Origin of the sequence: Streptomyces zaomyceticus (assembly GCF_014656215.1) — a bacterium.
Classification (GTDB): domain Bacteria; phylum Actinomycetota; class Actinomycetes; order Streptomycetales; family Streptomycetaceae; genus Streptomyces; species Streptomyces zaomyceticus.
This window is the reverse complement of sequence record NZ_BNBZ01000016.1, coordinates 109,235-131,044: the sequence shown is the minus strand read 5'-3', so window position 1 is coordinate 131,044 and position 21,810 is coordinate 109,235. Positions and strand designations below refer to the sequence as shown.

At 72.0% G+C, this 21,810-nt stretch carries 19 protein-coding genes; 12 read left to right on the top strand and 7 right to left on the bottom strand.

The window, feature by feature from the left end:
* Positions 1-75: 75 nt before the first annotated feature.
* On the top strand, positions 76-1,062 hold the full coding sequence (locus IE311_RS21525; protein ID WP_189833397.1) for a helix-turn-helix transcriptional regulator: 987 nt from the start codon (positions 76-78) through the stop codon (positions 1,060-1,062).
* Here IE311_RS21525 and ctaD read toward each other — a convergent pair.
* Positions 1,001-2,713: an aa3-type cytochrome oxidase subunit I gene (gene ctaD, locus IE311_RS21520; RefSeq protein ID WP_189833396.1), complete on the bottom strand. Its 1,713-nt coding sequence runs from the start codon at positions 2,711-2,713 to the stop codon at positions 1,001-1,003. The two genes, IE311_RS21525 and ctaD, sit on opposite strands and share 62 nt — an antisense overlap.
* Before the next feature lie 310 nt (positions 2,714-3,023).
* Here ctaD and IE311_RS21515 point away from each other — a divergent pair, with 310 nt between their 5' ends.
* Complete coding sequence (locus IE311_RS21515; RefSeq protein WP_189833395.1) at positions 3,024-3,239, top strand: I78 family peptidase inhibitor; 216 nt, start codon at positions 3,024-3,026, stop codon at positions 3,237-3,239.
* Between the two features lie 114 nt (positions 3,240-3,353).
* Here IE311_RS21515 and IE311_RS21510 read toward each other — a convergent pair whose 3' ends face one another.
* Positions 3,354-4,169 (bottom strand): phosphatase PAP2 family protein, encoded by an 816-nt coding sequence (locus IE311_RS21510; RefSeq protein ID WP_373313929.1) that lies wholly within the window; start codon positions 4,167-4,169, stop codon positions 3,354-3,356.
* 471 nt (positions 4,170-4,640) lie between these two features.
* On the opposite strand from IE311_RS21510, the gene IE311_RS21505 reads away from it, so the two are divergent.
* Positions 4,641-6,434: an MFS transporter gene (locus IE311_RS21505; protein ID WP_189833393.1), complete on the top strand. Its 1,794-nt coding sequence runs from the start codon at positions 4,641-4,643 to the stop codon at positions 6,432-6,434.
* A 42-nt stretch (positions 6,435-6,476) separates the two neighbouring features.
* Here IE311_RS21505 and IE311_RS21500 read toward each other — a convergent pair whose 3' ends face one another.
* Entirely contained in the window at positions 6,477-6,911 is a 435-nt protein-coding gene (locus IE311_RS21500; RefSeq protein WP_189833392.1) for a cell division protein SepF, read from the bottom strand.
* A gap of 323 nt (positions 6,912-7,234) precedes the next feature.
* Here IE311_RS21500 and IE311_RS21495 point away from each other — a divergent pair, with 323 nt between their 5' ends.
* Entirely contained in the window at positions 7,235-8,479 is a 1,245-nt protein-coding gene (locus IE311_RS21495) for a DUF5685 family protein (RefSeq protein ID WP_189833391.1), read from the top strand.
* Positions 8,480-8,743: 264 nt separating this feature from the next.
* On the opposite strand, the gene IE311_RS21490 is transcribed toward IE311_RS21495, so the two are convergent.
* Both IE311_RS21490 and IE311_RS21485 read right to left on the bottom strand, forming a co-directional pair.
* Positions 8,744-9,721 carry an ABC transporter substrate-binding protein gene (locus IE311_RS21490; protein ID WP_189833390.1) on the bottom strand — a complete coding sequence of 326 codons (978 nt, stop codon included), beginning with the start codon at positions 9,719-9,721 and terminating at the stop codon, positions 8,744-8,746.
* Positions 9,718-10,215 carry a GNAT family N-acetyltransferase gene (locus IE311_RS21485; RefSeq protein WP_189833389.1) on the bottom strand — a complete coding sequence of 166 codons (498 nt, stop codon included), beginning with the start codon at positions 10,213-10,215 and terminating at the stop codon, positions 9,718-9,720. The genes IE311_RS21490 and IE311_RS21485 overlap by 4 nt, the downstream gene beginning before the upstream one ends.
* Positions 10,216-10,779: 564 nt before the next feature.
* On the opposite strand from IE311_RS21485, the gene IE311_RS21480 reads away from it, so the two are divergent.
* The 8 genes from IE311_RS21480 (at position 10,780) to IE311_RS21445 (ending at position 19,517) form a co-directional block, all read left to right on the top strand.
* Positions 10,780-11,637, top strand: coding sequence for an amino acid ABC transporter permease (locus tag IE311_RS21480; protein WP_189833388.1), 858 nt, complete (start codon positions 10,780-10,782; stop codon positions 11,635-11,637).
* Positions 11,634-13,439 carry an FAD/NAD(P)-binding protein gene (locus tag IE311_RS21475; protein WP_189833387.1) on the top strand — a complete coding sequence of 602 codons (1,806 nt, stop codon included), beginning with the start codon at positions 11,634-11,636 and terminating at the stop codon, positions 13,437-13,439. The genes IE311_RS21480 and IE311_RS21475 overlap by 4 nt, the downstream gene beginning before the upstream one ends.
* A gap of 47 nt (positions 13,440-13,486) precedes the next feature.
* Positions 13,487-14,392, top strand: a complete 906-nt coding sequence (locus IE311_RS21470; RefSeq protein WP_189833386.1) for an amino acid ABC transporter permease — start codon at positions 13,487-13,489, stop codon at positions 14,390-14,392.
* Positions 14,389-15,198: an amino acid ABC transporter ATP-binding protein gene (locus IE311_RS21465; RefSeq protein ID WP_189833385.1), complete on the top strand. Its 810-nt coding sequence runs from the start codon at positions 14,389-14,391 to the stop codon at positions 15,196-15,198. Before IE311_RS21470 ends, IE311_RS21465 begins: the two co-directional genes overlap by 4 nt.
* Positions 15,199-15,228: 30 nt before the next feature.
* Positions 15,229-16,206, top strand: a complete 978-nt coding sequence (locus tag IE311_RS21460; protein WP_189833384.1) for an ABC transporter substrate-binding protein — start codon at positions 15,229-15,231, stop codon at positions 16,204-16,206.
* 133 nt (positions 16,207-16,339) lie between these two features.
* Positions 16,340-17,389, top strand: coding sequence for an LLM class flavin-dependent oxidoreductase (locus IE311_RS21455; protein ID WP_189833383.1), 1,050 nt, complete (start codon positions 16,340-16,342; stop codon positions 17,387-17,389).
* Positions 17,386-18,693 (top strand): NtaA/DmoA family FMN-dependent monooxygenase, encoded by a 1,308-nt coding sequence (locus IE311_RS21450; protein ID WP_189833382.1) that lies wholly within the window; start codon positions 17,386-17,388, stop codon positions 18,691-18,693. The genes IE311_RS21455 and IE311_RS21450 overlap by 4 nt, the downstream gene beginning before the upstream one ends.
* Positions 18,694-18,698: 5 nt before the next feature.
* Complete coding sequence (locus tag IE311_RS21445) at positions 18,699-19,517, top strand: DUF1684 domain-containing protein (protein WP_189833381.1); 819 nt, start codon at positions 18,699-18,701, stop codon at positions 19,515-19,517.
* A 76-nt stretch (positions 19,518-19,593) separates the two neighbouring features.
* On the opposite strand, the gene IE311_RS21440 is transcribed toward IE311_RS21445, so the two are convergent.
* Positions 19,594-20,535 (bottom strand): GNAT family N-acetyltransferase, encoded by a 942-nt coding sequence (locus IE311_RS21440; protein WP_189833380.1) that lies wholly within the window; start codon positions 20,533-20,535, stop codon positions 19,594-19,596.
* 92 nt (positions 20,536-20,627) lie between these two features.
* A complete protein-coding gene (locus IE311_RS21435) occupies positions 20,628-21,677 on the bottom strand; it encodes an ABC-2 transporter permease (RefSeq protein WP_189833379.1) in 1,050 nt (349 codons plus the stop codon).
* Positions 21,678-21,810: the final 133 nt, after the last annotated feature.

Sequence of the window (21,810 nt, the reverse complement as noted above, 5' to 3'; positions counted from 1 at the left end):
GCACGCCACTCCTCCTTCTCCCGGGGACGGAATCGAGGACAGAAGTCGTCCGCGAGGGCTGGCAGACTCGGGGTCATGTTGGAGACCTCCGCACGGCTCTTGCGTCTGCTCTCGTTGCTCCAGGCCCACCGGGAGTGGTCCGGTGCCGACCTCGCCGAACGGCTCGGGGTCACCTCCCGGACCGTCCGGCGGGACGTCGACCGGCTGCGGGAGCTCGGATACCCGGTCAACGCGAGCCCCGGGACGGGCGGCGGCTACCAGCTCGGCGCCGGTGCCGAGCTGCCGCCGCTGCTCCTCGACGACGAGGAGGCCGTGGCCGTCGCGGTCGGCCTGCGCGCCGCCGCGGGGCAGGGCGTCGAGGGCATCGGCGAGAGCTCCGTACGCGCCCTGGCCAAGCTGGAGCAGGTGCTCCCCGGGCGGCTGCGGCGCCGGGTGAGCGCCCTGAACGCCTTCACCGTGCCGATGCTGCGCACCCCGCGCGAGCGGATCGACCCGGCCGTGCTCACCGAACTCGCCAACGCCTGCCGGGACACGGAGCGGCTGCGCTTCGAGTACCGCGACCACGGCGGATCGACCACCCGCAGGACCGTCGAACCGCACCGACTGGTCTGCAGCGAGCGCCGCTGGTACCTGGTCGCCTGGGACGTGGACCGGGCCGACTGGCGCACCTTCCGGGCCGACCGGATCGTGCCGACGCCGCCGCACGGCCCCCGCTTCGCACCGCGGCAGCCGCCCGCCGAGGACCTGGCCGCCTATGTGGCGAAGGGCGTGTCCACCGCGGCCTACGCCACCGAGGCGACGATCCGGCTGCATGTCCCGCTCGCCGAGGCCGCCGCGGCCGTCGGAGCCGCCGACGGCGTCCTGACGGCGGAGGGGGAGAACAGCTGCCTGCTGCGCACCGGCGCCCACAGCCTCGACGTGATGGTGATCCACGTGTCCCTGATCGGCTTCGAGTTCGAGGTGCTCGACCCGCCGGAGCTGGTCGGCCGGGTGCGGGCGCTCAGAGATCTGTTGTCCCGCGCTCTCGACCGCTCGGCCGGCGCTCCGGCGGAGGGCTCGTGATCCGCATCCGCTCGTAGCTCGCGAACTCCGGGTGGTGCAGGTCGAAGGCCGGCGCCTCGGAGCGGATCCGGGGCACGGAGTCGAAGTTGTGCCGGGGCGGCGGGCAGGAGGTCGCCCACTCCAGTGAGCGCCCGAAGCCCCACGGGTCGTCCACGTCGACCCTGGGCGCGTACAGGGCGGTCCGCCACACGTTGTAGAGGAACGGCAGGGTGGACGCGCCGAGCAGGAAGGCGCCGATGGTCGACACGGTGTTGAGGGCGGTGAAGCCGTCCGCCTCCAGGTAGTCGGCGTACCGCCGGGGCATGCCCTCGGCACCCAGCCAGTGCTGCACCAGGAAGGTCAGGTGGAAGCCGACGAAGAGGGTCCAGAAGTGGGCCTTCCCGAGCCGCTCGTCGAGCATCCTGCCGGTGAACTTCGGCCACCAGAAGTAGAAGCCGGCGAAGGTCGCGAAGACGACCGTGCCGAACACGGTGTAGTGGAAGTGGGCGACCACGAAGTACGAGTCGGTGACGGCGAAGTCCATCGGCGGCGACGCGAGGATCACTCCGGTGAGGCCGCCGAAGAGGAAGGACACCAGGAAGCCGACGGACCAGAGCATCGGGGTCTCGAAGGAGAGCGAGCCCCGGAGCATCGTCCCGGTCCAGTTGAAGAACTTCACCCCGGTGGGCACGGCGATGAGGAAGGAGAGCAGCGAGAAGAACGGCAGCAGCACCGCCCCCGTGGCGAACATGTGGTGGGCCCAGACGACCACCGAAAGACCGGTGATCGCCATGGTCGCGGCGATCAGCGTCGTGTAGCCGAAGATCGGCTTGCGGGCGAAGACGGGGATGATCTCGCTGACGATCCCGAAGAACGGCAGCGCGATGATGTAGACCTCGGGGTGCCCGAAGAACCAGAAGAGGTGCTGCCAGAGCAGCGCCCCGCCGTTCTCGGGCTGGAAGACCACCGAGCCGAGGCGCCGGTCCGACTCCAGGACGAGCAGCGCCGCCGCGAGCACGGGGAAGGCGGCGAGCACCAGGATCGCCGTGAAGAGCACGTTCCAGGTGAAGATCGGCATCCGGAACATGGTCATGCCGGGCGCCCGCATCCCGATGATGGTCGCGAGGAAGTTCACCGAGGTCAGGATGGTGCCGAAGCCGGAGAGGGCGAGACCCATGATCCACAGGTCGACGCCGATGCCGGGGGAGCGTTCCAGGCTGTTGAGCGGGGCGTACGCGGTCCAGCCGAAGGCGGCCGGGCCGGTCGGGGTGAGCAGCGCGCCGACGACCATCAGGCCGCCGAAGAGGAACAGCCAGTACGAGAACATGTTCAGCCGCGGGAAGGCGACGTCGGGCGCGCCGATCTGCAGCGGCACCAGCTCGTTGGCGAAGCCCGCGAAGGTGGGCGTGGCGAAGAGCAGCAGCATGATCGTGCCGTGCAGGGTGAAGGCCTCGTTGAACTCCTGGTTCGAGACCAGCTGGAGTCCGGGGCGGGCCAGCTCGGCCCGCATCAGCATCGCCAGGAGCCCGGCGATCAGGAAGAAGAGGAACGAGGTCACCAGATAGAGGTGGCCGATCTTCTTGTGGTCGGTCGTGGTGAGCCAGTCGATCAGCACCCTGCCATGGCGCTGCCCGGCCGATTCGACGGTCGCGGTCGCTGTCCCGTTGCCCATCCCGCTGCCTCCGCCTCGCCGTCCTCCCGGCTCCGCGTCTCCGGGCGTTCGGCCAGCGTAAGCATTGTGTAAGGGAAGAGTGAGCGGCTCGCGCGCGCGTCGCCGAGACAATTCGGCACGGGGGCACGGGAAGAGGGAATTGCGTGTGCTCTATCGACGCGCGTGTCCTCTTCGTGGGAACTACTGGATGCCGAGAGGAATTACTGGAGAAACGGCCGGAAACCGGCCTGTCGAGTGACCCCGGGCAGGGCAAACATATGTCGAGAACTTGTGACACAAGCGTGACCGCCAAGGGACTAACGTGAGGGCCATGGCACCCACATCGCGCACTCCCGAACCGCCCCGCGACGCCCCCGAGTCCTATGTGGGCCTCGACGCGGAAGGCGCCGCACAGCTCGCGAGGACACGGGGCTGGCGCACGGTCAGGTCCCTGCCGCCGGGCTCGATCATCACCATGGAGTACCTGGTCGGACGCATCAACTTCGAGGTCGAGGACGGCGCCGTCACCCGCTGCTGGATCGGCTGAGGACCCGTACCCGAGCCCGCCCCGACCGCGCCGGGGGCACTCGCCCCCGAGCACGCGAAAGGCCCCGACCGTCCGGTCGGGGCCTTTCGCGTACGCGGTGGGGTGCCGTCGCGGTCAGCTGCGGGTCACCGGGGTGCGGCCGCCGGCCACCCCCACGGGCTCCCGGACCGGCTCCTCGGACCCGGCCGGACGCGGCGGGAAGAACCCGGGGCGCGGACCGCCGGAGGCCACGGGCAGCGAGGGCACCAGACGGCGGCGGTCCCGCAGCCGCTCCCGTACCCGGTCGCGCGCGGCGAGGATCCACGACTCGGCCACGGCGAGGACCGGCTCGCACCAGGGCAGCGCCAGGAGGACCAGAAGCCCGGCGGCCCAGCCCAGCAGCACATCGCTCAGCCAGTGCGTGCCCAGGTAGACGGTGGTGAGTCCGACGCCCAGCGCGACCACGGCGGAGAGTGCCGACAGATAGCGCCTGGCCCTCGGAGTGGTCGCCAGATACGCGAGGATGCCCCAGGTCACGACCGCGTTGGCGGTGTGACCCGAGGGGAATATGTCGCCGCCCGCGAAGAGCTCGGCGGAGCCGACCTGAGTCGCGTAGTGGGGGCCGAGGCGGCCGAGTCCGAGCTTGACCGCGCCGACCGAGACGTTGAGCAGCAGAAGAGCGGCGCCGAGACAGAGCAGGGGGCGCAGGGTGTGCTGGCGCCAGGAGCGCCAGCCCAGCCACGCGGCCACCATGACGGCCGTGGGGCCGCGCTGACCGAGGACGACGTAGTAGTCGAGGAAGCCGTGGATCTCCGGCCACTGCTGGTAGGGCCGGAAGAGCATGATCTTCCAGTCGAGGGTCACCAGCCACGTCGAGAGCAGCACGGCGACGACCATGACGAGATAGAACGCCGACGTCCCGCCGAAGAGGGCGAGACGCGTGCGGGTCATCCGCGGGACCTCTATCTTCGGCGGTTCCGGCTCCCGGTCCAGCCGGGCAAAGATGTCGGTACGCACCCAATCGACGTTACAGGGAGTGAGAAGCCGACCCGGTCGATCCGGTCCCTTCGTGATGTTGATGTGATGTGGAGTAGGTCTCAGTGACCGGCCTATTCCAGGCATCCGTCAGGAAATCCGATGACCTTCCGTCCTATTGCCGAGGGCGTCATTCCGGAAGAGTGTTTGAACGCACGGGAATTGCTTCAAACAGACGTCCGTACGGAATTGCATGCGACGCACGGGGCCGCCCGAGTGGCGTACGCCACACCGCGAGGCCCGCCGGGGTGAGAGCTGCACCACGCGCTCGGGGCTTGAACTCGCGTACGCTGACGGCTCACTCGCCCGTCGATGCCGGGCCGCCCCAGGGGCATAAGCCCTGGTCGGGGCCCGCCGAGCGCGAGAGCTTCACTGGGAGGTACGTACATGTCGCGGACGAACACGGCCCCAGCACGACCGCCTGGCGCCACCGGCGGCGGAGCCAACCGCTGGGTCGTTCTCGTCGTCCTCTGCGTCAGCCTTCTCGTCGTCGCCCTCGACGCGACCATCCTTCACGTCGCGATCCCCTCGCTCACCGAGGACCTGCGCCCCAGCTCCACCGCGCTGCTCTGGATCGTCGACGCCTACCCCCTGATCTGCGCCTCGCTCCTGATCCTCTTCGGCACTCTCGGCGACCGGGTCGGACGGCGCAGAATCCTCCTCCTCGGGTACGCGCTCTTCGGCATCGCCTCGGCGGTCGCCGCGCTCGCCACCGAACCCTCGGTCCTCATCGGGGCCCGGGTGCTCCTCGGCGTCGGCGGCGCCATGATCATGCCCGCCACGCTCTCCATCCTCCGGGCGGTCTTCCCCGACCGGCGGGAGCGTGCCACCGCCATCGGCGTCTGGACGGCCGTCGCCGCGATAGGCGCCGCCACCGGGCCCGTCCTCGGCGGCTTCCTCGTCGAGCACTACTGGTGGGGCTCCGTCTTCCTCATCAACATTCCGCTGATGGCCCTGATCCTGCCGCTCGGCCGCCGCCTGCTCCCCGAGTCAAGGGGAACCGCCGACGGTCCCTGGGACGTCCTCGGCGCGCTCATGGCCGCCGCCGGTGTCCTCGGCTGTGTCCTCGGGGTCAAGCGCGCGGGAGCCGGCGACCCGATCCTCGCGCTCCCGACCGCGGGACCGCTGCTCCTCGGCGCCGCGCTCCTCGTCCTCTTCGTACGGCGGCAGAAGCGGCGCACCCACCCGCTGATCGACATGCGGCTCTTCTCCCGGGCGGCCTTCACCACCTCGGTCGGCTGCATCGTGCTCGCCATGCTGGCCCTGGTCGGTCTGCAGCTGATCGCCGTCCAGTACCTCCAGCTGGTCCTGGGGCTCAGTCCCCTGGAGACCGGGCTGCGCCTGCTGCCGCTCACCTTCGCCGCCATGGCCGCCGGCGCCACCGGCTCGTACACCCTGCGCAGGATCGGACCGCGCCGGATGGTGGGCTGGGGCTTCGTCCTCACCGCCGCCGCGGTGCTGCTGCTCACCTTCATGGGGCAGCACGACCGGCCGCTGCTGCTCACGGTGGGCTTCGTGCTGCTCGGCTTCGGCCTGCAGACCACGCTCTTCTCGGCGTACGAGTCGATGCTCAGCGAGGCGCCCCAGCGGAGCGCGGGGGCCGCGGCCTCGATCGGCGAGACCTCGTACCAGCTCGGCGCGGGCATGGGCACCGCTCTGCTCGGCAGTGTGATGAACGCGGCGTACGCTCCCGGGCTCGCCGCGGTCCCCGGGGTCCCCGAGGAGGCGAGCCGGGCCGCCGCGAACTCGCTCGGCGAGGCCTATCAGGTCGCCGGACAGCTCGGCGGCGCGGCCGGCGGGGCGCTGCACCAGGCCGCCCGGCACGCCTTCGTGGGCGGGCTGCACATCACGCTCTTCGTGAGCGCGGGGCTGCTGCTGCTGGGAGCGGTGATGGCCCGGCGGCTGCCCCGGGTGATGGAGTGCCCGGTGGACGTGGAGGAGGCGGTGGAGGCGATGTCCGCCGAGGACTTCGGGCCGGACGAGCCGCGGGGGTCGGACGGACGGCGCGGGGTGGGCGAGCCGCGCGGGCCGCACGAGTCGGGGGAGGGCTGCGAGCCGGTGCGGCAGCCGAGGCCGACGGAGGCGGCGGAGCGCTCCGGTCTCGCCGAATCGTCCGAGCCGCGGGTGCCCGCGACCCGGGAAGCGATCGAGCCCGCCGGCTCGGGACGTCCGGCGCACTGACCCGATCCTTCGGGTGGTGCCCGGCCGGGCCGGCGGACCCGCTCAGCTCTGGTTGAAGAAGCCGTCCTGCGTGCGCCGGTGCGACTCACCGGTGACGATCTGGGTGTCGGCGGGGGTCAGCAGGAAGACCCGCGTCGCCACGCGCTCGATCGAACCGCGCAGACCGAAGGCGAGACCGGCGGCGAAGTCGACCACGCGCTTGGCGTCGTTCCCCTCCATCGCGGTCAGGTTCACGATCACCGGAATGCCGTCACGGAAGAGCTCGCCGATGCCCCGGGCGTCCCGGAATCCGTCCGGGGAGACGGTGGCGATCCGGCGGCCCCGCTCCTCGGCGGTGTCCGTGGCGACCCGGACCCGGGGGTCCGTCACCCAGGCTTCGCCGCCCTCGGCACCGTCGGCGTACTCGTCGTCGTAGTAACGCTCGTCGTTGTCCTCGACGAGTCCCAGCCAGGCGCTCGCCTTGCGCACCGATCCCATGGACGCCTCCTTTCAGCGCGGTCACTTGTGGTTCCGCAATCCCTATCGTCCTTCATGATGCGGATCGCGCGCCAAGTGGATAGTCGGCGCGCAGGGGATTCGTGACGGTACTGGTGCAGAACGTGATCACCGTTTCCTGGCGAATCGTCAGGAATCTTGCGGTATGCGAGCCCTGGGGGAGGGCCATGTAGCTGAAAATATGAAAGTCGGGTCACAAGGGTGACGATGGGCGCGTACGGGTGAACGGGCCTGCTCGCTACGATGCCGCGAGGCCGCCCGGCGGTCCATAGCCCGGCCCAGATCCACGACTCACGGGGGAGTCCATGTTCGGAATCGTCAGACCCTGCACCCACCGGCTCACCGACGGCCTCAAGACCGAGTGGATGGCCCACCTCTGCGGCCTCTGCCTGGCACTTCGCGCCGACCACGGGCAGTTCGCCCGGGTGGTCACCAACTACGACGGGCTCATCGTCTCGGTCCTGACGGAGGCTCAGACCGGCGCCGTGGCAAGCGGACGGCGCACCGCGGGCCCCTGCCCGCTGCGCGGAATGCGCACCGCGCCCGTGGCCCGCGGCGAGGGCGCCCGGCTCGCCGCCGCCGTCTCCCTCGTCCTCGCCTCGGCGAAGGTACGGGACCACGTCGCCGACCGGGACGGCCTGTTGGCCCGGCGGCCCGTCGCCGCCGCGGCCCGCCGGGTCGCCCGTTCCTGGGACAGGGCCGGCGCCAGGACGGGCCGCGCCCTCGGCTTCGACACCGCCGTCCTCGTCGACGCCGTCGACCGCCAGACCGGCATCGAGGCACTCGCCGGACCCGGCACCCCCCTGCTCGCCGTCACCGAACCCACCGAGACCGCCACCGCGGCCGCCTTCGCGCACACCGCCGTCCTGGCCGGACGGCCGGAGAACGCGGAGCCGCTCGCCGAGGCGGGCCGGCTCTTCGGCCGCCTCGCCCATCTCCTGGACGCCGTCGAGGACCAGACCGCCGACGCGGAGAGCGGCGCCTGGAACCCGCTCACCGCGACCGGCACCTCCCGCATGGAGGCCCGGCGGCTCGCCGACGACGCCCTGCACGGCATCCGCCTCGCGCTGCGGGACGCCGAGTTCACCGACGGCAAGCTCGTCCACGTGCTGCTCGCCCACGAGCTGCGCACCTCGGTGGACCGCGCCTTCGGCACGACGACCTGCGCCCACGGAACGCCGGGGCCGGGCCAGGGTCCGGTGCCGGGCAATCCGTACGGGGGCGGGGCCCCGGGCCCGTACAACCCGCACGGCGGCGGGCACCCCCACGGCGGTGGCGGGAACCCCTACGGCGGTGGCGCCGGCGGCTCGGGAGGTTTCGGCGGGCTGCCGCCGCAGTTCGGCGGCGGCGCCCCGCAGGCACCCAAGCCGCGCGGCTTCCTCGCCGGGTGCGCCATGTTCACCTGGCTCTTCTGCACCTGCCAGATCTGCTGTGCCAGGGAGTACGAGGGGCCCTGGTCCCGCAAGAAGCGCGAGGGCTGCTGCCAGAACTGCGACTGCGGCAGCGGTGACTGCGGCGGCTGCGACTGCTGCTGCCCCTGCGACGGCTGACGGCCCGTCCGACGTCCGGCGCCGGCCGGAGGGGGGACCCCCTTCCGGCCGGCGCCGGTCCTCACCCCTCGCGGGCTGTGCCGACCCTTCCCCCTCGCGGGCGGCGCCGGCCCTCCCCCTTCGCGGCCAGGACGAGGTCCGCCCCGGTCGGAGGCGAGGCCCCGGGGTCCCGTCCCTGCCGGAGGCCAGGCCCCGGGGTCCGGTCCCCGCCGGGGACCAGGTCTCGGGGTCCCGTCCCCGCCGGAGGCCGGGTCCCTCCGGTGTCTACTTCTCCGGGGACGGGAGCTCCGGCGGGGAGATCTGCGACTTCGCGATGCCCGAGCCCGTCACCCCCCACTTCTTCAGGATCCGGTCGTACGTCCCGTCCGCCTTCAGGCCGTTCACCGCCGCCTGGAAGGCGGGCGCCAGCGGCGTGCCCTTCTTGAAGGCGAAGCCCACGTCGAGCCGCCGGTACTCGTTGAGGAACTTCACGCCCTTCTGCTGCGTCACCGCGTACCGCAGACCGTTGATCGTGCTCATCGTGACATCGCTGCGGCCCTGCTGGAGCGACATCCAGACCGTCCCCGCCTCGCTGAAGACGCTCACCTCGTACGGCTTCTTGCCCGCCTCCGCGCACCGGCCCTTGTTCTTCTCCAGGGACTGCTCGAAGGTCGTGCCCGCGTTCACGGCCACCTTCAGACCGCACAGCTGCGTGAGGTCGGTGACCGCCTTCAACGGGCTGTCCGCCCGGCTCGCGAAGCCCTGGCCGTCGTTGATGTACGTCACGAAGTCGATGGTCTTGCGCCGCTCCTCGGTCACCCCGAAGTTCCCGGTGCCCACGTCGTACTTGCCGCTGCCCAGCGCCGGCAGGATCGCCTCGAAGCCGACCACCTCGCGCTTCACCTCGAGGCCCAGGGCCTTCGCCACGGCCGCGGAGAAGTCGGCGTCCACTCCCACGACGGTCTTGCCGTCGGCCAGATAGGTCGAGCTGGGCGGGGAGGCGACGGAGGAGGCGACCGTGAAGCTGCCCCGCTGCCGTACATCGGCCGGAAGCAGCTTCGCCGCCGCCTCGTTCTTCTTCACCGCCGACACGACGTCCTCGCTCGGGAGCGCGCCCTTCGCCGGACCCGGCGCGCCCGAGGCGCCGGCCGGGGCGGTCGCGGGTTCGCCCCCGGAGCAGGCGGTGAGGGCGAGTGCGGCGCCGGTGATCAGGGCGAAGACGACGGTGGTGCGAGCGGTGCCGGGGCGCGTGCGCGTGGTCATGGTTTCGAGTTCTCCAGGAATTTCTCGAACGGCAGCGGGCCGATCGACTCGGGATCGGCGGACACGTCGAAGAGCGGGCGGTAGCCGCTCGCCAGGTAGAGGCCCCTGGCCTCGGGCTGGCGCGGCCCGGTCGTCAGATAGATGCGGGAGTAGCCGCGGGCGGCGGCCTCACGTTCGAGCACGGTCAGGACGCGCCGGGCGAGGCCGCGCCTGCGGTGCGCCGAGTGGGTCCAGATCCGCTTCAGCTCGGCGGTGCGGTCGTCGTAGCGACGGTAGGCGCCGCCCGCGACGGGCCTGCCCTGTTCCAGAAGGAGCAGGAAGGCGCCGTGCGGAGGGGCGAACTCCTCCGCCGGATAGCGGCTCAGGTCGTGCGCGGAGCCGTAACGGGTCGTGTACTCGTGCGCCAGCTCGTCGAGGAGCGGGCGCGCCAACGGGTCGTCGGCCGTGGTCCGGCGCACGGACAGCGCGGACTCACGGCTGGGCGTGAGAGGCATGTGTCTCTTTCGGGCGGAGAGAACGACGAGGAGAAGGTCGAACCCACGCCGGTCGAACGCCGATCGAGCGCCGGGGGAACGGCGGAGGACACGGCGAACAGGGTCAGGAGAACCGGGAAAAGGGAGAGCGAGGGGAGTCGAGGCTCAGTGCCGCGCAGGTGAAGGTGCCGCGAAGGACATCACGAAGGAAGCCCCGGGCAGGGGTGCGCTGAAGAGAAAGGCAGGCGAAGGCGCAGAGGGTCGGCTCAACAGGAAGAGGACCACACGCGACCGAAGTCGATGTGGGAGCGCGTGACCAGCTGCTGCGGATGCATGGCCCCAGTGGAACAGGCATCCGTTGCCCCGTCAACCACGATGAGACGAACGGCTCATATTCCGGACGGACTTGACAAGCCTCCGCTCGACGGCCGTAGCCTCACAGGGCGGACATCGGGCTGAGGGGCCCGCATCCGCGCTCAATGGCTCGCCGTGCGTGTGAAGGCGCACTCCAGGGTGAACGCCCCGTGCGTTCCCGTGTGCACTCCCGTGTTCGATCCGCCCCCTGGCATCCACGGAGCCCTTCACATGTCGACACCCCTCGCCACCCTCTCCAAGACGGACCCCGCCCCACCGCCGGCCGCACCACCCCTTCGTGTCGTTCCCACCCGCCGCGCCGGACAGTGGGCCGCCGCGACCCTCGTCCTCGTCCTGATCGGCCTCGGCCTCGTATCCGTCGTCCGCAACAAGGCCTTCCAGTGGGACGTGGTCGCCCAGTACTTCACCTCCGTGTCCGTCCTGCGCGGACTCGTCCTCACGCTGTGGCTGACCGCCGTCGTCATGGCCCTGGGCTTCCTCCTCGGAACCCTGCTCGCCGTACTCCGGCTCTCCGCCAACCCCGTTCTGCGCGCGGTGAGTTGGGGATACGTCTGGTTCTTCAGATCCACCCCGATCCTGGTCCAGCTGCTCTTCTGGTTCAACATCGGCGCGCTCTACCCGCAGATCCTCGGGGTGAACACCGTCAACCTCCTCGGGCCCGTCGCCGTCGCCGTCATCGGCCTCACCCTGCACGAGGCCGCCTACGCCGCCGAGGTCGTCCGCGGCGGCATCCTCTCCGTCGACCGGGGCCAGATCGAGGCCGCCGAGTCCCTCGGGCTCGGCCGGTGGCGCCGGCTCACCCGCATCGTGCTGCCGCAGGCCATGCGTGCCATCGTCCCGCCGGCCGGGAACATGCTGATCGGCACCCTCAAGGGCACCTCGATCGTCTCCGTGATCGCCGTCCAGGACCTGCTCTACTCGACCCAGCTCGTCTACCACCGCACCTACGAGGTCATCCCGCTGCTGCTCGTCGCCACCCTCTGGTACGTCGTGGTCACCTCGGTCCTCAGTGTCGGCCAGTACTACGTGGAGCGGCACTACGCCCGCGGTACGGCAGGTGCGCGATGAGCCCCCGACCGTCGATCGTGATCGTGGGCGCCGGGCCGCGGGGGACCGGCTTCCTGGAACGGCTCGCCGCCAACCTGCCCGAGGTGTACGGCGACGACCCCCTCGACATCCACCTCGTCGACCCGCACCCGCCCGGCCCCGGCCGGATCTGGCGCACCGAACAGTCCCCCCTGCTCTGGATGAACTCCCGGGCCGAGGACGTCACCATGTTCACCGACGAGACCGTGGAGCTGGCGGGCCCCGTACGGCCCGGACCCACGGTCGCCGAATGGGCCGGCATCGACGGCCGCGCCTTCCCCACCCGCCGCCAGCAGGGCGCCTATCTGCGCTGGGTGTACGAGCGGGCCCGCGCCGCGCTGCCCGCCTCCGTCACCGTCCACGAACACCGCACCGCCGCCCTGCGGATCGGCGGCCCCCGCGAGGGACGCCAGCGGGTCTGGCTGGACGGCACCGCCGCACCCCTCCTCGCCGACCTCGTCGTCCTCACCGTGGGCCACCTCGACGCCGAACCCGACCCGGAGCAGCGGGCCCTGGCCGACTTCGCCGCCCGCCACGGCCTCGTCCACCTGCCGCCCGACTTCACCGCCGACAGCGACCTCGGCGCGCTGCCCGCCGGTGAACCCGTCATCGTCCGGGGCTTCGGACTCGCCTTCGTCGACCTGATGGTGCTGCTCACCGAGGGCCGCGGAGGACGGTACGAGGGCGAGGGCGACACGCTCGTCTACATACCGTCGGGCAAGGAGCCGGTCCTGCACGTCGGATCGCGGCGGGGAGTCCCGTACCACTCCAAGCTCGGCTACGCCCTCGACGGCGAACGCCCCCCGCTGCCCCGCTTCTTCGGACCCGAGCAGACCGACGCCCTGCTGCGGAGGACCGGGCCGATCGACTTCCGGCGCGATGTGTGGCCCCTCGTCGACAAGGAACTCGGCTGGGCCCACTACCACCGGCTCTTCTCCACCCACCCCGAGCGGACCACGCTCGCCTGGTCCGACTTCGAGCGGGCCTACGAGGAAGCGCCGCCGCGCGGGGCCGAACTCGCCGCCGTCGTCGCCGCGGCCGTCCCCGACCCCGCCGACCGGCTCGACCTGGACGCTCTCGACCACCCCCTGGACGGCATCCGCTTCACCTCGGCGGAAGCGCTCCAGCACGGGCTGCGCGACTACATCACCGACGACCTGACCCGCCGCCACGACCCCGCCCACAGCCCCGACGCCGCCGTCTTCGCCGGCCTGCTCTCCGTCTACGGGCAACTCCTGCGGCTCGGGAAGAGGATCGACCTCGGCGGCTGGTGGCACGGCTTCTTCAGCTATCTCGCCTCCGGACCGCCGGGCCCCCGGCTGCACCAGCTCCTCGCCCTCTCCCGCGCCGGAGTCGTCAGCTTCCTCGGCCCCGGGATCACCGTCGAGACCGACGAGGAACGCGGCGTCTTCCGGGCCGCCTCCGCCGCCGTGGCGGGGGAGTGGACCGAAGCCGGGGCCCTGGTCGAGGCCCGGCTGCCCGACCCCACCCTGGAGCTCACCGGCAGCCCGCTCCTGCGCGCCCTGTACGAGGAGGGAGCCCGCGCCACCGCCAGCGGCCTCCTCGTCGTCGACCCCGTCGACGGCCGGGTCCTCGAGCACGACGGACGCCCCCACCCGCGCCGCTTCGCGCTCGGTCCGCACACCACCGCCCGCACCGACAGCGCCTTCACCCGGCCTCGTACGGGCGGGGTCGCCTTCGGGCAGAACGACGTCACCGCGCGGGCCGCGCTGACGTTCCTGCGCGACCGGGAGTGTCGCCTCCCGGCCCCGCTGAGCGCCTGATCCCGCGCCGCTCCTCCCGCTGCCCGACCCGTCTCCGAGGAACCGCCATGTCTCTCACCAGCGATCCGCCCGCCGCACCGAGCCTCACGAAGGAACCGGGCACCGCCGTCACCACGCCGCCGGCGCCCGCCGAACTCGTGGTCGTCCCGGTGCGCCACCCCTGGCGCTGGGTGGCCGTCGCCGCCACCGCCGTCCTGCTCACACAGTTCGTCCACGGGCTCGTCACCAACCCCGGCTGGGAGTGGGACGTCTTCGCCGCGTTCTTCACCACCGAGACGATCCTCCGGGCCGTCTGGGTCACCCTCCAGCTCACCTTCCACGGCACCGCGCTCGGCTTCGCGATCGGCATCGTGCTCGCCTTCATGCGCCTGTCGGCCAGCCCGTTCCTGCGGTCCGTCGCCTTCGGCTACATCTGGGCCTTCCGCTCCATCCCGCTCATCGTCCAGCTGCTCTTCTGGTTCAACCTCGCCTATCTCTACAAGGAGCTGAGCATCGGCATCCCCTTCGGGCCGAGCTTCCTCTCCTTCGACACGACGGGCCTGGTCGGCGAGATGAGCGCCGCCGTCCTCGGGCTCGCCCTGCACCAGGCGGCCTACGCGGCGGAGATCGTCCGGGGCGGCGTACTCGCCGTGGACGAGGGCCAGTTGGAGGCGGCGGCCTCCCTCGGCATCCCGAGGCTCCGGCAGGTGCGGCGGATCGTGCTGCCCCAGGCCATGCGCTCGATCCTGCCCAACGCCGCCAACGAGATCATCTCGCTCTTCAAGGGCACCTCGATCGTCTCGGTCATGGCGATCGGCGAACTCTTCTACCAGGTGCAGGTCGTCTACGGCCGCAACGGACGGGTCGTCCCGCTCCTGATGGTCGCCACCGCCTGGTACGTCCTGCTCACCACCGCGCTCTCCGTCGTCCAGCACTACGTCGAACGCCACTACGCGAAGGGGAGCGCCCGATGAGCTCCGTCACCACCGCCGACCCGGCCGCCGGGTCCACCGCCACCACCACGGCCAAGGTCGAGATCCGGGCCGTCCACAAGAACTTCGGTCCGCTCCACGTCCTGCGCGGCATCGACCTCGACGTCCGCGCCGGCGAGGTCACCGTCGTCCTCGGCCCCTCGGGCTCCGGCAAGTCCACCCTCCTGCGGACCATCAACCACCTGGAGAAGGTCGACAGCGGAACCGTCAGCGTCGACGGCACCCTCGTCGGCTACCGCCGCTCCGGGAACAAGCTGTACGAGCTGCGCGAGCGGGACGTCCTCAAGCAGCGCACCCGGATCGGCTTCGTCTTCCAGAACTTCCATCTCTTCCCGCACCTCACCGTGCTGGACAACATCGTCGAGGCCCCCGTCTCGGCCCTGAAGCGCCCCCGCAAGGAGGCCGAGGCCGCGGCCCGGAAGCTGCTCGAACGCGTCGGGCTCGCCGACAAGGCGGAGTCGTACCCCAAGCAGCTCTCCGGCGGACAGCAGCAGCGGGTCGCCATCGCCCGCGCGCTCGCCCTCGAACCCGGCCTGCTCCTCTTCGACGAGCCGACCTCCGCGCTCGACCCCGAACTCGTCGGCGAGGTCCTCGACGTCATCAAGGACCTGGCCGCCTCCGGCACCACCATGATCGTCGTCACCCACGAGATCGGCTTCGCCCGCGAGGTCGCCGACACCGTGGTCTTCATGGACGAGGGCCGGATCGTCGAGCAGGGACCGCCGGCCGAGGTGCTCGACAGCCCACGCCACGAGCGCACCCGCGCCTTCCTCTCCAAGGTTCTCTGACCACCACCCCTCCCCTTCAGGAGTACTGCCATGAAGACCCGTCGCTCCCTTCTCACCGCCCTCGCCTCACTCACCGCCCTCGGGGTCCTCACCGCCTGCGGCTCGGGTGACGCCGCCATAGGCGCGGCCGGGCCCGAGGCGAAGAAGACCGCCGGCGGCATCAACCTGAGCCCCGAGCAGAACCGCGTCCACACCCCCAAGGTCGACGCACTCGCCGACCGGCTGCCCGAGGCCGTCCGCAAGAGAGGCACCCTGGTCCTCGGCGTCTCCGCGACGAGCAATCCGCCGCTCGCCTTCCACGCCACCGACGACAAGACACTGATCGGCGTCGAGATCGACCTCGCGACCCTGGTCGCCGACGCCCTCGGTCTGAAGCCCGAGTTCAACCCGGTCTCCTGGGAGAACCTCTTCGTCGGCCTCGACAGCGGCAAGTACGACGCCGTCTTCTCCAACGTGACCGTCACCGAGGAGCGCAAGGACAAGTACGACTTCGCCACCTACCGCCTCGACGACCTCGCCTTCGAGGCGAAGAAGGGCTCCGGCTGGACGGTGAAGGGCCCCGAGGACGTGGCGGGGAAGAAGATCGCCGTCGGCTCCGGCACCAACCAGGAGAAGATCCTCGTCGACTGGTCCGCGCAGAACGAGAAGGCCGGCCGCAAGCCGGTCGACATCAAGTACTACCAGAACACCTCGGACTACTACCTGGCGCTCCAGTCCGGCCGGATCGACGGCTACCTGGGCCCCAACCCCGTCGCCGCGTACCACGTGCTCTCCGCCGGACAGACCGAGATCGTCGGCAAGTTCTCCGGTGCGGGCGCCGGCCTCCAGGGCAAGATCGCCGCCACCACGAAGAAGGACAGCGGCCTCGTCGCCGCCTACGCCGCCGCGATCGACCACCTCGTCGAGAACGGCACCTACGCCCAGGTCCTCAAGCGCTGGGGTCTCGACGGCGAGGCCGTGAAGAAGTCGGAGATCAACCCGCCCGGCCTGCCCCGCACCAAGAACTGACCGACCGCCGCCGTCCCGGGCGTCGCTCCCGGAGCCGGACCGCGCTCCGCTCCGGGGGCCACACCCGTCCTGGAGCGCGTTCCGCTCCGGGCCCACCGCGATCCGCACCGGGATCCGCACCGAGAGAGACCGCATGACCAGCACCCGAACGCTCCACCTCGCCGCCGAACTCGCCCCGGGCGGCTCCCCGGCGTCGTCCGCCTCCGCCGACGCCCGGACCGCCGCCGCGCGCACCGTCGCGCTCGCCCGGCTCGCCGAGGCCGCCGCGCTCGACTTCCTGACCCACGACGACTCCTTCGGACGGCCCGGCCTCGACGCGCTCGCCGTCCTCGCCCGGGTCGCCCCCGAGACCCGCTCCGTCGGCCTGGTGCCGACCGTGACCACCACCCACACCGAGCCCTTCCACGTCCAGGCCGCCGTCGCCACCCTCGACTGGGTCAGCCGGGGCCGGGCGGGCTGGCGGATCGCGGTCTCCCCGACCGCCGCCGAGGCCCGGCTCATCGGCCGCCGCCCGGTGCCGCCCACCGCCGAGCTCTGGCAGGAGGCGGGGGAGGTCGCCGAGGTCTCCCGCAAGCTGTGGGACAGCTGGGAGGACGATGCCGAGATCCGCGACGTGACGACCGGACGGTTCGTCGACCGCCGCAAGCTCCACTACGTGAACTTCCAGGGCTCGACCTTCTCGGTCAAGGGCCCCTCGATCGTTCCCCGGCCCCCGCAGGGCAACCCGGTGACCGTCGTCGACGCCACCCGTCCCGCCGCCCGGGACACCGCCGCCCACCACGCCGACGTGGCCCTGATCCGGGCCTCCTCCGCGGAGGAGGCCGCGGCCCTGCGCGCCGAACTGCACCAGGGAGCCCGCGCCCACGGCAGGGACCCCGGGCAGCTGCGCGTCCTGCTCTCGGCGACCGTCGACCTCGACGCGTACGAGGGCGGGCCCGGCGCCCTCGCCGAACTGATCGCCGGCTGGTACGGCGGTGGGGCGGTCGACGGCTTCCACCTGGTGCCGGCCGTGCCCGAACGGGACCTGGAACGGTTCACCGCCGAGACCGTGACCCGGCTCGGGGACCGCGGCCTCTTCCGCAAGGCCTACGAGGGCACCACCCTCCGCGACCACCTGGGGCTCACCCGCCCCGTCAGCCAGTACGCCACCGACGCACGGGCGACGACGGGAGCACGCGCATGAGTACGGCTCCGGGCCGGAAGCAGATCCATCTCGCCGCGCACTTCCCCGGCGTCAACTCCACCACGGTCTGGGCCGATCCGCGCTCGGGTTCGCAGATCGACTTCTCCTCCTTCGAGCATCTCGCCAGGACGGCGGAGCGTGGTCTCTTCGACTTCTTCTTCCTGGCCGAGGGGCTGCGGCTGCGCGAGCACAACGGGCGCATCCACGACCTCGACGTCGTCGGCCGGCCCGAGTCGATCACCGTCCTGAACGCCCTCGCCGCCGTCACCGACCGGCTCGGTCTGGCCGGCACGGTCAACGCCACCTTCAACGAGCCGTACGAACTGGCCCGCCGGTTCGCCTCGCTCGACCACCTCAGCGCGGGCCGGGCCGCCTGGAACGTGGTCACCTCGTCGGACGCCTTCACCGGCGAGAACTTCCGGCGCGGCGGCTATCTGGACCGGGCCGACCGGTACACCAGGGCCGCCGAGTTCCTCACCACCGCACGGGAGCTGTGGGACTCCTGGACCCCGGAAGGGGAGCCGCGGCCCTTCGCCCACAGCGGGCCGCAGTTCGGGATCGAGGGCGAGTTCACCGTCCCGCGCTCCCCGCAGGGACACCCCGTCGTCATCCAGGCCGGGGACTCCGCCGAGGGACGGGAGTTCGCCGCCTCGGCCGCCGACGTGATCTTCAGCCGGCACTCCACCCTGGAGGCCGGCCGGGAGTTCTACGCCGACGCCAAGGGGCGGCTCGCCCGGTACGGCCGCGCGCCCGAGGACCTGAAGATCATGCCTGCGGTCACCTACGCCCTCGGGGACACCGACGCCGAGGCGCAGGAACGGGCCGCCGAGATCCGCCGGCAGCAGGTCTCCCCGCAGAACGCGATCTTCGCCCTGGAGCAGATCTGGGGCCGCGACCTGTCCGGCTACGACCCGGACGGGCCGCTCCCGGACGTCGACCCCGACCCCGACTCGACCCTGGTCCAGGGCCGGGTCAGGGTCGCCGACCCGGTGGCGGTGGCCAGGAAGTGGCGGGCGCTCTCCGAGGCCCGGGGGCTGTCGATCCGTCAGACCGTCATCGAGACCTCCGGCCGGCAGTCCTTCGTGGGCACCCCGGAGACGGTGGCCGCGGCCCTGGAGGAGTTCGTCGTGACGGGCGCCGCCGACGGCTTCATCCTCGTCCCGCACCTCACCCCCGGCGGCCTCGACGACTTCGTCGACCGGGTCGTCCCGCTGCTGCAGGAGCGCGGAGTCTTCCGTACGGAGTACTCCGGCACCACGCTGCGGTCGCACCTCGGGCTCCCCGAGCCCGTATGGAAAGGTTGAGCTCCATGAGCACGGACAACGACAACGGCACGGGCGCGGGGGCGGACGCCCGGCGGGAGTGGCAGCACTGGCACGAGCAGCGGGAGGCCGCGGTCTCCTCCTCGTACGGCCCGCTGTCCCTCACGGGCACCCACTGGCTCTCGGACTTCCCGGAAGGACGTATCCCGGCCGTTCCGGGGGAGTGGCGGGAGGACGGCGACGAGATCCTCCTCAGCGCGCGGGCCGAGGACGGGGTCACCGTCGACGGCAAGCCCCTCACGGGCACGGTCCGGCTCACCGCCGACCACGGTCCGATCCACGAGTCCCGGGTGGAGTCGGCGGGGCGGCGGCTCGTCGTGCTGCGCCGCGAAGGGCTCTGGGCCGTACGGGACTTCGACCCCGGCTCCGAGGCGCGCGGCGCCTTCCGGGGCATCGAGGCCACCCCGTACGACGAGCGCTGGGTGGTGCCCGGCGTCTTCCGCCCGTACGAGCAGGCCCGCAGCGTGCGGGTGGAGAACGCCGACGGCAGGGAGCGCGGTCTCGGGCTCGCCGGGGAGCTGGTCTTCGACCTGCACGGCGGGGAGCACACCCTCCAGGTGGCCGTCGAGGACGACGGTTCGCTGTGGGCGGTCTTCGCGGACGCCACCAGCGGCCGGGACAGCTACCGCTTCCGCTTCCTGCGCCCGCCGGCCCCGGCGGCGGACGGCTCGGTGACGGTGGACCTCAACCGTGCGCTGCTGCCGCCGTGCGCCTTCGCCGACCACTTCATCTGCCCCTTCCCGCCGCCCGGGAACACGCTGGACACCGCCGTGGCGGCGGGCGAGCGGCTGCTGGTCGGAGCCTGACGCACCGCGGGCGTACGCGGGACCGCCCCGCGCGAGTGGCGCGGGGCGGTCCTGTCGCCGTGGGCGTGCGTCCGGCTCAGACGGCGCGGGCGAACTCCAGCCGGTCGGCGAAGTTCTCGTACCCGGCCCGCTCGAAGGCCCTGGCCATCGCCACGTTCGCGGCGTCGCAGTCGCCGCGGATCTCCGTGGCCCCGGCGGCGACCAGGACACGCGTCCCCCGGACCACGACCGAGGTGGCGTACCCCTTGCCGCGGTGGGCGGGCGCGACGCCGACGAAACCGATCACCGGAACACTGGGGTTCTCGGCGGGCAGGCTGATCACGGCGACGGTGCCGTCCGCGTCGAAACCGAGCTCCCACCACTCGGGCTCGTGCTTCAGCTCGGCCGTCTCCTCGAAGAGCAGCTCGGCCGCGCGCCGCGCGCCGTGCTGCCGTACGTCGGCCGCGAGCCGGGCGTCGGCGGTGTCCGCGAGCAGCTCGGCGAGGACCGCGACGAAGGGCTCCGGACCGAGCTCGGCGAGCGAGCGGAAGGTCAGACGGGGGTCGTCGGCGGGCAGTCCGTCCGGTGTGCCGGGGGTCCGGAGGCTGAACCGGCGGCCGTCGCGGATCACCTCGTACCCCGATCCGCGCAGCAGCTCGCCCCGGCGCTCCGGGTTCCGCTGGAACTGCGGGGCCTGGGCGGGGGAGTCGACGACGTGCTCCAGCTCCGTCGCGCCCAGCTCCCGGGCCGTGGCGGCCGCCGCGTCGAGCAGCGCCGCCCCGGTCTCCGGGGAGTCCTCCGGTGCCTCGAACAGCACGAGGGCCAGTGGGACCTCGTGCCCCGGCATCGTCCACAGCACCACGCTGCCGGTGAGGCGCCCGTCGCCGTCCTCAGCGACCAGGCACCACTCGGGCCGGGTGCACCGGTTGTCGAGGAGCTGGGCGAGGTACGCGCGGGTGGCGGCGTTGCGCTCCGGGTCGTCGGGGTGTTCGACCAGGGCGGGGAGTTCGTCGGGACGGGCGGGGCGGACGAATGTCACGGAGAGCCTTGTCGCTCGGGGGCAGTGTGGTGGTGCCCCGCGAATGTAACGGTCCGTCGGCGGGTGGGCCAGGGCTTTTGGATCTTCGCTGCTCAGCGGAGGGGAGCGCCGCCCGGGGTGCCGAGTTCCTCGGCGATCGGCTCCGTCCCGGGCTTGCGCTTCAGCGAGGACATCACCAGGGTCACCACCGTGCCGACGACCGCCCAGGCCGAGAGGACCAGCATCGAGCCCGTCATGTCGTTGCCCTTGAAGTAGGCGATCGAGCGCGCCGCCCAGGTGCCCGCGCCGGGTGGCAGGGCGGGGCCGATCGCGTTCCAGAACGGGGGCAGCATCGGCAGCGGGAAGGCTCCGCCCGCGCTGGGGTTGCCCGCGATCACGATGAGCAGGATCGCCAGGCCGATGCCGACGATCCCGAAGACCGCCTGCAGGGCGAGGGTGGCGGCGCCGACGGCGAAGACGACCAGGGTGCCCAGGCCCCACAGGGCGGCGACGCTGCCGGGCAGGGCGCCCAGGATCGGGCCGACGATGACCGCGCCGCCGAGTCCGCCGAGGACCGAGTAGAGGGCGAGGACCCCGAGGCGGATGATCGCGCGCTGCGGGTTCGCGGGCCGGGAGCCCGCGCTGATCGCCAGGATCGCGGCGCAGATGTAGCCGCCGACGCACCAGCCGACGACGAGGTAGAAGGCCGAGAGCCCGTCGAAGTCCTCCGGTGACGCGGGTGCCACGTCGACCGTCCGGACGGTGCGCTGCTGGGTGGCCTCCACCCGGGTGAGGATCGTCTCCAGGGCCGAGGAGAGCACGGTGCCGCCGCCGGAGGCGACGAGCAGGGTGTCGGTGCGGCCGGTGGGGTCGACGATCAGTGCGCCGTCGATGTCCCGGTTCAGGATCTGGTCCCGTGCCGTGGCCTCGTCGGGGACCGTACGGGGGTCGAGCGGGTCACCGGGGAGCCGGTCCAGCTGCTCGACGAGCGAGGCGGAGACCCTCGGGGGCGCGACGACGCCGAAGGGGACGTCGCGGGGCTCGGGGTGGTGCAGGGCTCCGACGTACGAGGTGATGAAGAGGAGCTGGAGGGCGAGGACGCCGAGGACGAGGAGGGCGGCTCGGGGGGTGACGGCGCTTTTCAGTTCGTCGACGAGGCTCATGCCCTCACGCTCCGGGGAGGGGGGTGTTTCCGCAGGTGGGGTGCGCCCGAATGGCTGAGGGAGGGTCGACCCGTTCGGCTTATCGTACGGACGTTCGAAATGGGTTAGGGTGAAGAGCGAGGGGGTGGGAACA

Excerpts from the sequence above, each read along its gene's own strand:
- IE311_RS21495 (WP_189833391.1), top strand. The coding sequence starts at position 7,235 with ATGTTCGGAATCGTCAGACCCTGCACCCACCGGCTCACCGACGGCCTC.
- IE311_RS21450 (WP_189833382.1), top strand. The coding sequence starts at position 17,386 with ATGAGTACGGCTCCGGGCCGGAAGCAGATCCATCTCGCCGCGCACTTC.
- IE311_RS21525 (WP_189833397.1), top strand. The coding sequence starts at position 76 with ATGTTGGAGACCTCCGCACGGCTCTTGCGTCTGCTCTCGTTGCTCCAG.
- IE311_RS21475 (WP_189833387.1), top strand. The coding sequence starts at position 11,634 with ATGAGCCCCCGACCGTCGATCGTGATCGTGGGCGCCGGGCCGCGGGGG.
- IE311_RS21465 (WP_189833385.1), top strand. The coding sequence starts at position 14,389 with ATGAGCTCCGTCACCACCGCCGACCCGGCCGCCGGGTCCACCGCCACC.
- IE311_RS21515 (WP_189833395.1), top strand. The coding sequence starts at position 3,024 with ATGGCACCCACATCGCGCACTCCCGAACCGCCCCGCGACGCCCCCGAG.
- IE311_RS21470 (WP_189833386.1), top strand. The coding sequence starts at position 13,487 with ATGTCTCTCACCAGCGATCCGCCCGCCGCACCGAGCCTCACGAAGGAA.
- IE311_RS21435 (WP_189833379.1), bottom strand. The coding sequence starts at position 21,677 with ATGAGCCTCGTCGACGAACTGAAAAGCGCCGTCACCCCCCGAGCCGCC.
- IE311_RS21510 (WP_373313929.1), bottom strand. The coding sequence starts at position 4,169 with ATGACCCGCACGCGTCTCGCCCTCTTCGGCGGGACGTCGGCGTTCTAT.
- IE311_RS21445 (WP_189833381.1), top strand. The coding sequence starts at position 18,699 with ATGAGCACGGACAACGACAACGGCACGGGCGCGGGGGCGGACGCCCGG.
- ctaD (WP_189833396.1), bottom strand. The coding sequence starts at position 2,713 with ATGGGCAACGGGACAGCGACCGCGACCGTCGAATCGGCCGGGCAGCGC.
- IE311_RS21485 (WP_189833389.1), bottom strand. The coding sequence starts at position 10,215 with ATGCCTCTCACGCCCAGCCGTGAGTCCGCGCTGTCCGTGCGCCGGACC.
- IE311_RS21490 (WP_189833390.1), bottom strand. The coding sequence starts at position 9,721 with ATGACCACGCGCACGCGCCCCGGCACCGCTCGCACCACCGTCGTCTTC.
- IE311_RS21500 (WP_189833392.1), bottom strand. The coding sequence starts at position 6,911 with ATGGGATCGGTGCGCAAGGCGAGCGCCTGGCTGGGACTCGTCGAGGAC.
- IE311_RS21505 (WP_189833393.1), top strand. The coding sequence starts at position 4,641 with ATGTCGCGGACGAACACGGCCCCAGCACGACCGCCTGGCGCCACCGGC.
- IE311_RS21460 (WP_189833384.1), top strand. The coding sequence starts at position 15,229 with ATGAAGACCCGTCGCTCCCTTCTCACCGCCCTCGCCTCACTCACCGCC.
- IE311_RS21455 (WP_189833383.1), top strand. The coding sequence starts at position 16,340 with ATGACCAGCACCCGAACGCTCCACCTCGCCGCCGAACTCGCCCCGGGC.
- IE311_RS21480 (WP_189833388.1), top strand. The coding sequence starts at position 10,780 with ATGTCGACACCCCTCGCCACCCTCTCCAAGACGGACCCCGCCCCACCG.